At 63.1% G+C, this 12,824-nt stretch carries 9 protein-coding genes; 4 read left to right on the top strand and 5 right to left on the bottom strand.

What is annotated here, in order from left to right:
• Window positions 1-78 precede the first annotated feature (78 nt).
• A complete protein-coding gene (locus FHR27_RS13250; RefSeq protein WP_179538787.1) occupies window positions 79-1,062 on the top strand; it encodes an ABC transporter substrate-binding protein in 984 nt (327 codons plus the stop codon).
• Window positions 1,063-1,808: 746 nt separating this feature from the next.
• Here the strand turns inward: FHR27_RS13250 and mltF are convergent.
• Complete coding sequence (mltF, locus tag FHR27_RS13245; protein ID WP_042551983.1) at window positions 1,809-3,272, bottom strand: membrane-bound lytic murein transglycosylase MltF; 1,464 nt, start codon at window positions 3,270-3,272, stop codon at window positions 1,809-1,811.
• Between the two features lie 199 nt (window positions 3,273-3,471).
• On the opposite strand from mltF, the gene purL reads away from it, so the two are divergent.
• Together purL and FHR27_RS13235 are read left to right on the top strand one after the other, a co-directional pair.
• Entirely contained in the window at window positions 3,472-7,368 is a 3,897-nt protein-coding gene (gene purL, locus FHR27_RS13240; protein WP_179538786.1) for a phosphoribosylformylglycinamidine synthase, read from the top strand.
• Between the two features lie 349 nt (window positions 7,369-7,717).
• Entirely contained in the window at window positions 7,718-8,035 is a 318-nt protein-coding gene (locus FHR27_RS13235; protein WP_042551981.1) for a Nif3-like dinuclear metal center hexameric protein, read from the top strand.
• A gap of 56 nt (window positions 8,036-8,091) precedes the next feature.
• Here FHR27_RS13235 and FHR27_RS13230 read toward each other — a convergent pair whose 3' ends face one another.
• The 4 genes from FHR27_RS13230 to tatA all read right to left on the bottom strand — a co-directional run bounded on the left by FHR27_RS13230 (window position 8,092) and on the right by tatA (window position 10,784).
• On the bottom strand, window positions 8,092-9,102 hold the full coding sequence (locus FHR27_RS13230) for an alpha/beta hydrolase (protein WP_179538785.1): 1,011 nt from the start codon (window positions 9,100-9,102) through the stop codon (window positions 8,092-8,094).
• A gap of 415 nt (window positions 9,103-9,517) precedes the next feature.
• Window positions 9,518-10,267, bottom strand: coding sequence for a twin-arginine translocase subunit TatC (gene tatC / locus FHR27_RS13225; protein WP_042551979.1), 750 nt, complete (start codon window positions 10,265-10,267; stop codon window positions 9,518-9,520).
• The gene (gene tatB / locus FHR27_RS13220) at window positions 10,264-10,551 is read right to left on the bottom strand and encodes a Sec-independent protein translocase protein TatB (RefSeq protein ID WP_042551978.1); all 288 of its coding nucleotides are present in this window, start codon (window positions 10,549-10,551) and stop codon (window positions 10,264-10,266) included. The genes tatC and tatB overlap by 4 nt, the downstream gene beginning before the upstream one ends.
• A complete protein-coding gene (gene tatA, locus FHR27_RS13215; RefSeq protein WP_042551977.1) occupies window positions 10,551-10,784 on the bottom strand; it encodes a twin-arginine translocase TatA/TatE family subunit in 234 nt (77 codons plus the stop codon). Before tatA ends, tatB begins: the two co-directional genes overlap by 1 nt.
• A 149-nt stretch (window positions 10,785-10,933) precedes the next feature.
• Here tatA and gspK point away from each other — a divergent pair, with 149 nt between their 5' ends.
• Window positions 10,934-11,905, top strand: a complete 972-nt coding sequence (gene gspK, locus FHR27_RS13210) for a type II secretion system minor pseudopilin GspK (RefSeq protein WP_042551976.1) — start codon at window positions 10,934-10,936, stop codon at window positions 11,903-11,905.
• Window positions 11,906-12,824: the final 919 nt, after the last annotated feature.

Here is a 12,824-nt window from a genome sequence, read left to right as displayed (position 1 = left end):
ACGCAACGACTGTCTTTCGAGCCTGTGAGCGTTCCAACGCAGCAGCTCCCGCGCATCACCGCCACTGGAGCTTTCTGCATGTTCCCTTTTCGCTTTACCACCGTTTCTCTGCTGGCCGCACTGTCGTTCAGCAGCCTGTTGCAGGCCGCCGAGCCGGTCACCATTCGCCTCGGCGACGTGAAGGGCGATCGCTACGCCTCGCTGCGCGCCTCGGGTGAGCTGGAAAACCTCGATTACAAGGTCGAGCTGACGCCCTTTGCTGCGGGTGCCCCGGTGCTCGAAGCGCTGAATGCCAATGCCCTGGATGTCGGTTTCACCGGCGATATTCCGTTTCTCTTCGTGCATGCTGCCGGCGCCCAGTTGAAGGCCGTTGGCGCCTGGCGTTACAACACCGAGACCGTGGCGCTGGTTGTGCCGAAGGACTCGGGCGCGCAAGGCGTGGCGGATCTCAAGGGCAAGCGCATTGCCGTCAATCGCGGCGGCTGGGGGCATTTTCTGGCGCTCGGCCTGCTGGAGAAGAACGGCCTGACAGACAAGGACGTGACCTTCTCCTTCCTCGGCCCGGTCGATGGTCGTGCCGCCCTGGTGCGTGGTTCGGTTGACGCCTGGGTGCCGTGGGAACCCTACACCTCCAATGCCATTCTGATCGATGGCGCGCGAGTGATCGCTGACGGGCGCGGCATCATGAGTGGTTATTCCTATGCCCTGGCCAGCGACAAGGCCCTGGCCGATGCCGACAAGAAAGCCGCCATCGGCGATCTGCTGGTTCGCCTGGCCAAGGCCCAGCAGTGGGCGCTCGCCCATCCACAGCAGATGGCCGACGCCCTCTCCGAAGACCTCAACATTCCCCAGAACGTCGCCCGCCGCTGGGTGGAAGAGGCGCGCATCCAGCCCGCCTCATTGGACGAAGAAGTCGCCACCAGCCTGCAGAAAGCCGCTGACTTCTTCCATCGCCACGGCGTGTTACCGAAAAAGCTCGACGTACAGCAGGCGTTCGATTTCAGCCTGGCAGGAGACGTGCGCAAGGCGATTGCGGAGGATCAGTCGCAGGCCGCACGCTGACAGCGATATCGCCCGCAAGCGGGCGGGGCTAATCCAGTGATCCCAATCGTAGGAGCTGGCTTGCCAGCGATGCGATCCGGCAGGCGCTATCGCCCGCGAGCGGGCTCCTACGGACCGTGGCTAATCCAGTGATGCCAATTGTAGGAGCTGGCTTGCCAGCGATGCGATCCGGCAGGCGATATTGTCCGCAAGCGGGCTCCTACGGACTGGTGGTGATCCAGTGATCCCAATCGTAGGAGCTGGCTTGCCAGCGATGCGATTCGGCAGACGCTATCGCCCGCAAGCGGGCTCCTACGGACTGGGGCTGATCCGGTGATCCCAATCGTAGGAGCTGGCTTGCCAGCGATGCGATCCGGCAAACGCTATCGCCCGCGAGCGGGCTCCTACGGACCGTGGCTAATCCAGTGATCCCAATCGTAGGAGCTGGCTTGCCAGCGATGCGATCTTGCAGGCGATATCGCCCGCAAGCGGGCTCCTACGGACCGTGGCTGATCCGGTGATCCCAATCGTAGGAGCTGGCTTGCCAGCGATGCGATCTGGCAGGCGATATCGCCCGCGAGCGGGCTCCTACGGACTGGAGCTGATCCAGTGGTTCCCATTGTAGGAGCTGGCTTGCCAGCGATGCGATTCGGCAGACGCTATCGCCCGCAAGCGGGCTCCTACGGACTGGGGATCACCTTGCTCCGGCCGGCGAACCGATCTGACGACTGCAGTGGTCTGGAGGAGGAACCCTTCACGACAGCGCGCTAAAGCGGCGTCTTGTCCTGCTGTTCGGGGTGGTCCTTGGAGACGCCGGGGACGTGCAGGCCGCTTTCGGCGACCTGGCTGCCTTCCAGTTGCGGCTGGGTCACCCAGGTGAGGATGTCGTAGTAGCGGCGGATGTTGCGCACGAAATGCACCGGCTCACCGCCGCGGGCGTAGCCGTAGCGGGTCTTGCTGTACCACTGCTTCTGCGACAGGCGCGGCAGGATCTTCTGTACGTCGAGCCACTTGTTGGGGTCCATGCCCTCGGCTTCGGTCAGCTTGCGGGCGTCTTCCAGATGGCCACCGCCGATGTTGTAGGAGGCGAGGGCGAACCAGGTGCGATCCGGTTCGGGGATGCTGTCCGGCAACTGTTCCTTGACGTGCACCAGGTACTTGGCGCCGCCCTGAATGCTCTGCTGCGGGTTGAGACGGTCGGACACACCCATCGCCTGGGCGGTGCGCAGGGTCAGCATCATCAGCCCGCGCACGCCCGTCTTGGAGGTGGCGCCGGGCTGCCAGAGCGATTCCTGATAGCCCACGGCGGCGAGCATGCGCCAGTCCAGGCCGTTTTCCTGGGCGGCTTTGCGGAAGTGTTTCTCATAACGCGGCAGGCGTTGCTGCAGATGCTGGGCGAAGGTGTAGGCGCCGACGTAGCCGAGTACATCGACGTGGCCGTAGTAGCGCTCCTTCAGACGTTGCAGGCTGCCGTTGTCCTGAGAGCGGCGCAGAAAACCGTCGACCTGATCGAGCAGGCTGGTGTCTTCGCCCTGGGCCACGGCCCAGCCCAGATTGCGCGAGTCGCCGAGGTCGAAGCCAACGCGTACGTTGGGGAAATACACCTGGTTCATGGCCAGCTCGTTGGAGTCGACCAGGGTCAGGTCGATCTGCCCTTCATCGACCATACGCAGCAGGTCGACCACTTCCACATCGGCCGACTCCTCGTACTGCAGGTCCGGCTCCTCGATCTTCAATGCAGCCAGCTGTTCGGCATGACTGCTGCCCTTGAGCACCAGGATTTTCTTGCCGAGCAGATCCGCAGGGCGGCTCGGGCGGCGTTGGCCGTTGCGGTAGACGATCTGCGGAGTCACTTCCAGATAGGGCACGGAGAAGCGTGCGCTTTGCTGGCGCCCCTGGCTTTCCACCAGACCGGCGGCCGCGAGCACCGGCCCGTTGGGCTGGCCGAGGCGGGAAAACAGGTCATCGAGGTTGTCGGCGGTCTGGATTTCCAGCTTCACGTCGAGATCGTCGGCGAAGCGCTTGACCAGTTCGTACTCGAAGCCGGTTTCACCGTTGCGATCCTGGAAGTAGGTAGCCGGGCTGTTGCGGGTTATCACGCGCAGCACGCCTTCCTCCTTGATACGCTCAAGGCTGCTGGGAGGTTCCGCGCAGCCGCTGAGCATCAGGAGTAATCCGATCGCCGAGAGCCAACCGGCGTAGCGCTTGCCAATCAGGTAGGAGGAGGGCATCGGGGCAGTATACGCCAACGTCGTGCCGTTCCATATCTGGACAGCACCGCTTCGCTCTGCTAGGCAAATGCGCTTTTTTCGGCTTATGTGGCTCGCCACGTGCCGATGACCGCAGGGCGCGAGCGGGCGTGCCGCAGACGACGCTTTAGGCTAGAATATGCGGCCTCAAAGTACACCCCCTTCCCAGAGGCTGTCCCCGATGTTGATCCTGCGCGGCGCTCCCGCCCTTTCTGCTTTTCGTCACGGTAAATTGCTCGAGCAACTGACCGGCAAGGTTCCTGCTGTGACCGGCCTTTACGCCGAGTTCGCACACTTTGCCGATGTCGACGGTGCGTTGAGTGCCGATGAAGAGCAAGTGCTGGCCCGTTTGCTGAAGTACGGCCCGAGTGTGCCGGTGCAGGAGCCCAGTGGTCGTCTGCTGCTGACCATCCCGCGTTTCGGCACCATTTCGCCCTGGTCGAGCAAGGCCAGCGACATCGCCCGCAACTGCGGCCTTGGCAAGATTCGCCGCCTGGAGCGGGGCATCGCCTATTACGTGTCGGGTGAGTTGAGCGACGCCGATGTGCAGCAGGCGGCCGCCCTCCTGCATGACCGCATGACCCAACTGGTGCTGAGCAACCTGCAGGACGCCGCCAAGCTGTTCAGCCATGCTGAGCCCAAGCCGCTGACCGCCGTGGATATCCTCGGTGGCGGCCGCGCCGCACTGGAAAAGGCCAACACCGACCTGGGCCTGGCCCTGGCCGAAGACGAGATCGATTATCTGGTCAGCGCCTTCCAGGGCCTGAAGCGCAACCCGCACGACATCGAACTGATGATGTTCGCCCAGGCCAACTCCGAGCACTGCCGCCACAAGATCTTCAATGCCAGTTGGGACATCGACGGCGAAAGCCAGGAGAAATCCCTGTTCGGCATGATCAAGAACACCTACCAGATGCACAGCGAAAACGTGCTGTCCGCTTACAAGGACAACGCATCGGTCATCGTCGGCCACACCGCCGGGCGTTTCTTCCCCAATCCTGAAACGCGCCAGTACGGCGCGGTGCAGGAGCCGGTGCATATCCTGATGAAGGTGGAAACCCACAACCACCCGACGGCCATCTCGCCGTTCTCGGGGGCTTCCACCGGTTCCGGCGGCGAGATTCGCGACGAGGGCGCCACCGGCCGCGGCGCCAAGCCGAAAGCCGGTCTGACCGGTTTCACCGTCTCCAACCTGAATATCCCCGGCTTCGAGCAGCCGTGGGAGCAGGCCTACGGCAAGCCCGAGCGCATCGTCACGCCGCTGGACATCATGATCGAAGGCCCACTGGGTGGCGCCGCGTTCAACAACGAATTCGGTCGTCCGGCGCTGACTGGCTATTTCCGTACCTTCGAACAGTCGATCAGCACTCCCCATGGCGACGAAGTACGCGGTTATCACAAGCCGATCATGCTTGCCGGTGGCATGGGCAACATCCGTGAAGATCACGTGCAGAAAGCCGAGATCACCGTTGGCGCCAAGCTGATCGTGCTCGGCGGCCCGGCCATGCTGATCGGTCTGGGCGGCGGCGCCGCTTCGTCGGTCGCCACCGGCGCCAGCTCGGCCGATCTGGATTTCGCCTCGGTACAGCGCGAGAACCCGGAAATGGAACGCCGCTGCCAGGAGGTCATCGACCGCTGCTGGCAACTGGGCGACCAGAACCCCATCGCCTTCATCCATGACGTTGGCGCCGGTGGTATCTCCAACGCCTTCCCGGAGCTGGTCAACGATGGTGGCCGCGGTGGCCGCTTCGAACTGCGCAACGTGCCCAACGACGAGCCGGGCATGGCCCCGCACGAGATCTGGAGCAACGAGTCCCAGGAACGTTATGTATTGGCCGTCAGCGCCGTCGATTTCGAGCGTTTCCAGGCCATCTGCGAGCGCGAGCGCTGCCCGTTCGCGGTAGTCGGTGAAGCGACCGAAGAGCCGCAACTGACCGTAACCGACAGCCATTTCGGCAACACGCCGGTGGACATGCCGCTGGAAGTGCTGCTCGGCAAGCCGCCGCGCATGCACCGTTCGGTAACCCGTGAGGCCGAGCTGGGCGATGACTTCGATCCGAGCACCCTGGACATCACCGAAGCCGCCGAGCGTGTATTGCGCCACCCGGCCGTGGCCAGCAAGAGCTTCCTGATCACCATCGGCGACCGCACCATCACTGGCCTGGTCGCCCGAGATCAGATGGTCGGCCCGTGGCAGGTTCCGGTGGCCGACGTCGCCGTCACCGCTACCAGCTTCGACGTCTATACCGGTGAAGCCATGGCCATGGGCGAGCGCACCCCGCTGGCACTGCTCGACGCCCCGGCGTCCGGGCGCATGGCGATCGGTGAGACCCTGACCAATATCGCCGCTTCGCGCATCGAGAAACTCTCCGACATCAAACTGTCGGCCAACTGGATGTCCGCCGCGGGTCACCCGGGCGAAGACGCACGTCTGTACGACACGGTGAAAGCCGTCGGTATGGAGCTGTGCCCGGAACTGGGCCTGACCATTCCGGTGGGCAAGGACTCGATGTCGATGAAGACCAAGTGGAGCGAGGAGGGCGCGGAGAAGAGCGTGACCTCACCACTGTCGCTGATCGTTACCGGTTTCGCGCCGGTCGCCGATGTGCGCAAGACCCTGACTCCCGAGCTGCGCATGGACAAGGGCGAGACCGATCTGATCCTGATCGACCTTGGCCGTGGTCAGAACCGCATGGGCGCTTCGATCCTCGCCCAGGTGTACAGCAAGCTGGGCCGTCAGGCGCCGGACGTCGACGACGCCGAAGACCTCAAAGCGTTCTTCGCGGTGATCCAGGGCCTCAACGCCGACGGTCACCTGCTGGCCTACCATGACCGTTCCGACGGCGGCCTGCTGGTCAGTGCGCTGGAAATGGCCTTCGCCGGTCACTGCGGCCTGAACCTGCAGCTCGACGGCCTTGCCGAGGGCAGCGAGGAACTGGCGGCCATTCTGTTCAACGAAGAACTCGGTGCGCTGATCCAGGTTCGCCAGGACGCTACCCCGGACGTGCTGGCGCAGTTCAGCGCTGCCGGCCTTGGCGACTGCGTCGCGGTGATCGGCCAGCCGGTCAACAACGGCGATGTGGCCATCAGTTTCAACGACCAGCCGGTGTTCACCGGCCAGCGTCGCCTGCTGCAGCGTCAGTGGGCCGAGACCAGCCATCGCATTCAGCGTCTGCGTGACAACGTCGACTGCGCGGACCAGGAGTTCGATGCGCTGCTGGAAGAAGACAACCCTGGTCTGAGCGTCAAGCTCGGCTTCGACGTCAACGACAACATCGCTGCGCCTTACATCAAGAAGGGCGTACGTCCGCAAGTTGCCGTGCTGCGTGAGCAGGGTGTCAACGGTCAGGTGGAAATGGCTGCGGCCTTCGACCGCGCCGGTTTCGCCGCGCTGGACGTGCACATGAGCGACATCCTCGCCGGTCGTGTCGACCTGAACGACTTCAAGGGCCTGGTCGCCTGTGGTGGTTTCTCCTACGGCGACGTACTCGGCGCCGGTGAAGGCTGGGCCAAGTCGGCACTGTTCAACGCCCGTGCCCGCGATGCCTTCCAGGGCTTCTTCGAGCGCAAGGACAGCTTCACCCTAGGTGTGTGCAACGGTTGCCAGATGCTCTCCAACCTGCACGAGCTGATCCCGGGTAGCGAGTTCTGGCCGCACTTCGTGCGTAACCGCTCCGAGCAGTTCGAAGCCCGCGTGGCCATGGTTCAGGTGCAGGAGTCGGCGTCGATCTTCCTGCGTGGTATGGCCGGTTCGCGCATGCCGATCGCCATCGCCCACGGTGAAGGCCATGCCGAGTTCGAAAGCGAAGAGGCACTGCTGGAGGCCGACCTGTCCGGCACCATCGCACTGCGTTTCGTCGACAACCACGGCAAGGTCACCGAGAGCTACCCGGCCAACCCCAACGGTTCGCCGCGCGGGATCACCGGCCTGACCAGCCGCGATGGCCGCGTGACCATCATGATGCCGCACCCGGAGCGCGTGTTCCGCGCCGTGCAGAACTCCTGGCGCCCGGACGAGTGGCAGGAAGATGGCGGCTGGCTGCGCATGTTCCGCAATGCGCGGGTGTGGGTCGACTGATCCGCAGTCGGTGACAAGAAAAACGCCAGGCATTGCCTGGCGTTTTTCGTTTCAGCGTTACGGCTAAGGCTGCACCCGCAGGGTGGGGAGGCCGTTCCGGCTTGGGTAATCACAAGATTTTCGTCGCGCCGTAACCCATCATCGCTGCAACGCACAATGTCGTCAGGTGAAGTGTGCGACGCATCGCCCAATCCCATTACAACGTCTTTCCGGTCGGGAACGGCGCCTTGTGGGGCGAGTCTGAATATATCAGCAGTGTCGGCTACGTCACGAACCCGGTACGGCAATGTGCCATCATTCTGTGGCATGATTAGCTCATTGTTTTCAGCGACTTGCAGCGGAGTAGTTGATGTACAAATTTTGTTTCTACGTTCCGGAAAGTCATCTGGAAAGCGTCAAGTCCGCCGTATTCTCGGCTGGCGGTGGGCGTGTCGGCGACTATGAACAGTGCTGTTGGCAAACCCTGGGCCGCGGGCAGTTTCGTCCGCTGGAAGGCAGCGCGCCGTTCATTGGCCAAAGCGGTGAGCTGGCAACCCTCGCCGAATGGAAGGTCGAGCTGGTGGTGGCCGATGAGCTGATCCACAACGCAGTCAAGGCCATGAAGAAAAGCCATCCCTACGAAATGCCCGCCTTCGAAGTGTGGCGTCTCTCTGATTTGACGTTCTAGATTCCATAAAAAAGGCCCCGCAACACCAGATGTTGCGGGGCCTTTTCCGTTTTCGCTTACTTCAGGTTCTGCTTGAGCGCTTCGCCGGCCTGCTGTACTGCCAGGCGCACGGTCGGCACCTGGCTCAGTGCATTGAGCAGGCCATAGTCATGGATCATGCCGTTGTAGCGAACGGCGGTGACGGTGACGCCGGCAGCGTTGAGGTTGCGAGCGTAGGCTTCACCCTCGTCACGCAGCACATCGAGCTCGGCTGTCTGCACCAGAGCTGGCGGCAGGCCTTGCAGTTGCTGCCTGGTCGCGCGCAGAGGCGAGGCGTAGATTTCCGCGCGCTGCTTGGCATCGGTTGTGTAGTTGTCCCAGAACCACTTCATCATGTTGCGGGTCAGGAAGTGCCCCTCGGCGAATTGCCGATAGGACGGCGTATCGAAATTCGCATCGGTGACCGGCCACAGCAGAGCCTGGAATTTCAGCTTCGGTGTGCCCTTGTCCTTGGCCATCAGCGCAACCACGGCTGCCATGTTGCCGCCCACGCTATTGCCGGCCACGGCCAGCCGCTTGCCATCCACCTCGATCTGCTGACCATGCTCGGCTACCCAGCGTGTCGCGGCATACGCCTGATTGATCGCTGTCGGGTAATGCGCTTCGGGAGACGGCGTGTAGTCAACGTAGATCGCAGCGGCGCCGGAGTGGTTGACCAGGTCGCGGATCAACCGCTCATGGGTTGGGTAATCGCCCAGCACCCAGCCGCCACCATGGAAGAACATGAAGCCGGGCAACGTGCCTTTGGCACCCGCCGGACGAACCACCGTGAGGTTGATGGTCTGGCCGTCGACAGTGATCGCCTTGTGGCTGACGTCCGCTGCCGGCAGCTTGGCGCCAGCCTGCGCGCCGCTGAGCACGGCGCGAGCATCCTTGGGCGCAAGGGTTTCAAGTGGTTGTCCGCCGCCTGCGGCGAGAGCGTTGAGGAACCCCTGCGTTTGCTGCTCGACGGCGGGGCTTTCTGCAGCGAATGCATGGCCGATGGACAGAGCGAGTGCGGCACTGGCGAAGACTTTGGTGAGTGTCATGAGCGCGTTCCTTTGAGGCGAGTGAGTTCAGGTGAGGGTCAAGCGCACGGCGATGTGACGACGGGTGAAGCTTTGGGCTGCATGGCTGTGATGCTGTCTTGGTAAAATACTTTGCGCGCAAAGTAATTTGCTGGCAGTGAATTTATTGCTATTTAATTTTGTGCGCAATATAAATTTTGATGGTCGTGTCGCCGAGCGTCATAGCCGACGTGGGAGGCCGCTAGACAGGTGCGAGTGGCGAAGTGCTCATGGCAGGAGCAGCCCTTCTTGCAGGGCGCAGTAGCGAGGATGGACGAGGGTGAAGCGGCGAGTTCGCTCGCCGCACATGCCAGGGGTTGGCAAGCGGTTTCGATGAGTCAGAAGGCCCTGTAGAGCGCGCTGGTCACTTCACCGCGCTCCAGGGCTGGCTGCAACGCTACTCCGTCGCGACCAATTCCTGCGCAGGTTCCCGCTCCGGCCGACGCTGGATGCTGCCGCAGGCGATCAGGCCGACTTCGAACAGTAGCCACATCGGCACCGCCAGCATGGTTTGCGAGAATACGTCTGGCGGGGTCAGCAGCATGCCGACCACGAAGCAGCCGACGATCACGTAGGGTCGGCTACGGCGCAGCGTGTCGACATCCGTCAGCCCGGCCCAGACGATGATGAAGGTTGCCACGGGAATTTCGAAGGCCAGCCCGAATGCCAGAAACAGGGCGAGGATGAAATCCAGATACAGGGCGATGTCGGTCATCATCTCCACGCCATCCGGCGTGACGCTGGCGAAGAAGCCGAACATCATCGGGAACACCGCGAAGAACGCGAAGGCCATGCCTGCATAGAACAACAGAATGCTCGAGACCAGCAGGGGCACTGCGATGCGCCGCTCGCGGCGATACAGCCCCGGTGCCACGAACCCCCACGCCTGATGCAGCAGTACCGGCATGGAGAGGAACACGGCGACCATCATGGTCAGCTTGAATGGCGCCAGGAAAGGCGACGTCACGCTGGTTGCGATCATGCTCGCGCCTTCGGGCAGGTAGCGGCGCAGCGGTTCGGATATCAGTGTGTAAAGGGTCTGCGCGAAGGGGAACAGGCCGAGGAAGGCCAGCAGAATCACCAGCAGGCAGCGCACCAGCCGCTTGCGCAGTTCGCCTAGGTGAGCGGTCAATGGCATGCTGCTCATGCGCTGCCCTCCGATTTGCCTACGGCTGGTTGCGGCTCCTGCAGGTTGATGCCGCGACGCAGTTCCTGCTCCAGTTGCCGCAACGGCGCGGCGTCCAGCTCCTTGCTCACGGCCTGGGCATCGAGTTCACGTTCTACCTGATCACGCAGCATGCCCATCGCCCGTTTTGCCTGGCCAAGGCCGCGCCCCAGGGTGCGGGCTGCGACCGGCAGGCGTTCCGGGCCGAGCACCAGCAGTGCCACCACGCTAACCAGCAGCAGTTCGGTGAAGCCTATTTCGAACATCAGGCCTGGCGATCCGTGTGGGTGTGGGACTGTTGAGCGGTTCCCGACAGCGGTGCCTGCTGCTGGACCTGTGCCGGCGACTCGTCCGCTTCGCTGTTGCTGGCCATGGATTTGCGGAAACCCTGGATGGTTTCACCGAGATCGCCACCCAGCGTCTTGAGGCGTTTGCTGCCGAACAACAGAAACACGATCAACAGCACGATGACCAGTTGCCAGATACCGATGCCGCCCATGAAAACTCTCCAACGCTATGAAATTGAAGGGCTAATCTGCCTGGGCTTTGTGACGCTACGGTGACGCGTCGATGACGAAAAAAGGTGGCTGCCACCTCTCTGCAACATTCAGCCTGTTGACTGTCGGCTCTTGGTTCGAGGGGTGAGCGATGGGTGGCAGGCGGCAGCACGGCGCAGCGTTATTGATGGTGCTGGTGGCCTTGGCCATGCTCGCCGGTGGGCTGGCGTGGATGGTGCAGCAAGGGCGGCAACAGGTCGATGCGGTGCGCCTGCAACAGCAGCGAATCCAGGCGCGAGCCATGGAGGTCGCCGGCCTGGCGTTCGCCGAACAGGCACTCAGGGATCCTGCCTGGCGGCAGAGCCCGTTGTTCTGGCAAGCCCTGCGTGGGCAGCCGTTGCGTTACGACTTCGCCGGCGGTGCGGCGACCTTGCGCATTCGTGATCTGCACAGCTGCTTCAACGTCAATGCGCTGGCCGGGCAGGAGGCCGAACGGGCCGAGCGTCAGCTGCAATACCTGCTCGGTGACGACCTGGCCGCCGAACAACTGGTGCATGCCCTGGCTGACTGGATCGACAGCGACGGCCAGAGCCGCCTGCACGGTGCCGAAAGCGATCAGTACCTGCGCCAGACGCCGCCGCGGCTCGCTGCCAATCAGCCCATGGTGGACATGAGCGAACTGAACCTGCTGCTCACACCGCAACCTGGCCGACAGCTGCGTTATCCGCAACTCTGTGCGCTGCCGCAGACATCGGGCTGGCGCTTGAATGCCAATGCCCTGAGCCTGGAGCATTTGCCCCTGCTCGATGCGCTCTACGAGGGTGAGTTCGCACGCTCGCTGCTGACCCGCATCATCACCGGCCGACCAGCCAACGGTTACCCCGATGTGGCCGCTTTGCGCGAGGCATTGGGAGCCGTGGACGACCTGGCGTTCGAGCGCCTCAGTGAGGGCTTGCTGCTCAACAGCGGTGATTTCATGCTGCAGCTAGAGTTCGAGCAGGATGACCGGCTGATCAGCAGCCAGTTTCAGGTGCAGGCTCAGGGTGTGGTGCGCTGGCATGCGCAGGTGCCGGTGCAGCGGGTGCAGGTGATCAGCCGCGAACCCTTGCCATTTGCCTTGTAGCGCAAGTCGCCTAGCCGTGCAGGAGCCCGCTTGCGGGCGATGCGATCTTGCTCATCCTGCGGATGGGGATGCCGTTGCCATCGATCGCGGCCTGCGCACCGGGTATTCAGATGAATTGACGGCACGTCCGCGGATCGCCGGCAAGCCGGCTCCTACAAGATCGGTGTGCCTGCAAGCTGGGCGCCCGGCACTGCATTCGTAGGAGCCCGCTTGCGGGCGATGCGGTCGTGTTCATCCAGCGGATGGCATGCCGTTGCCATTGATCGCGGCCTGCGCACCGGGTATTCAGATGAATTGACGGTACGTCCGCGGATCGCCGGCAAGCTGGCTCCTACAGGATCGGTGTGCCTGCAAGCTGGGCGTCCGGCACTGCATCCGTAGGAGCGTCGCCCCCGGCGCGAATGCGCTGTTAGCCAGCTCTGACGATACGTGGTGATCTAACCCGTAGGAGCCCGCTTGCGGGCGATGCGATCTTGCTCATCCAGCGGATGGCATGCCGTTGCCATTGATCGCGGCCTGCGCACCGGGTATTCAGATGAATTGACGGTACGTCCGCGGATCGCCGGCAAGCCGGCTCCTACAGGATCGGTGTGCCTGCAAGCTGGTCGTCCGGCACTGCATCCGTAGGAGCGTCGCCCCCGGCGCGAATGCGCTGGTAGCCAGCTCTGACGATACGTGGTGATCTAATCCGTAGGAGCCCGCTTGCGGGCGATGCGGTCTTGCTCATCCAGCGGATGGCATGCCGTTGTCATTGATCGCGGCCTGCGCACCGGGTATTCAGATGAATTGACGGTACGTCCGCGGATCGCCGGCAAGCCGGCTCCTACAGGATCGGTGTGCCTGCAAGCTGGTCTTCCGGCACTGCATTCGTAGGAGCCCGCTTGCGGGCGATGCGGTCGTGTTCATCCAGCGGATGGCA

It is taken from the genome of Pseudomonas flavescens, from assembly GCF_013408425.1.
Taxonomy (GTDB): domain Bacteria; phylum Pseudomonadota; class Gammaproteobacteria; order Pseudomonadales; family Pseudomonadaceae; genus Aquipseudomonas; species Aquipseudomonas fulva_A.
This window is presented reverse-complemented; position numbering and strand designations above follow the sequence as displayed.

Bases quoted from the DNA above. Each gene is read 5' to 3' on its own strand.
- tatC (WP_042551979.1), bottom strand. From the start codon at position 10,267: ATGAGCAGCATGCCATTGACCGCTCACCTAGGCGAACTGCGCAAGCGG.
- tatA (WP_042551977.1), bottom strand. From the start codon at position 10,784: ATGGGCGGCATCGGTATCTGGCAACTGGTCATCGTGCTGTTGATCGTG.
- mltF (WP_042551983.1), bottom strand. From the start codon at position 3,272: ATGCCCTCCTCCTACCTGATTGGCAAGCGCTACGCCGGTTGGCTCTCG.
- FHR27_RS13235 (WP_042551981.1), top strand. From the start codon at position 7,718: ATGTACAAATTTTGTTTCTACGTTCCGGAAAGTCATCTGGAAAGCGTC.
- purL (WP_179538786.1), top strand. From the start codon at position 3,472: ATGTTGATCCTGCGCGGCGCTCCCGCCCTTTCTGCTTTTCGTCACGGT.
- gspK (WP_042551976.1), top strand. From the start codon at position 10,934: ATGGGTGGCAGGCGGCAGCACGGCGCAGCGTTATTGATGGTGCTGGTG.
- tatB (WP_042551978.1), bottom strand. From the start codon at position 10,551: ATGTTCGAAATAGGCTTCACCGAACTGCTGCTGGTTAGCGTGGTGGCA.
- FHR27_RS13250 (WP_179538787.1), top strand. From the start codon at position 79: ATGTTCCCTTTTCGCTTTACCACCGTTTCTCTGCTGGCCGCACTGTCG.
- FHR27_RS13230 (WP_179538785.1), bottom strand. From the start codon at position 9,102: ATGACACTCACCAAAGTCTTCGCCAGTGCCGCACTCGCTCTGTCCATC.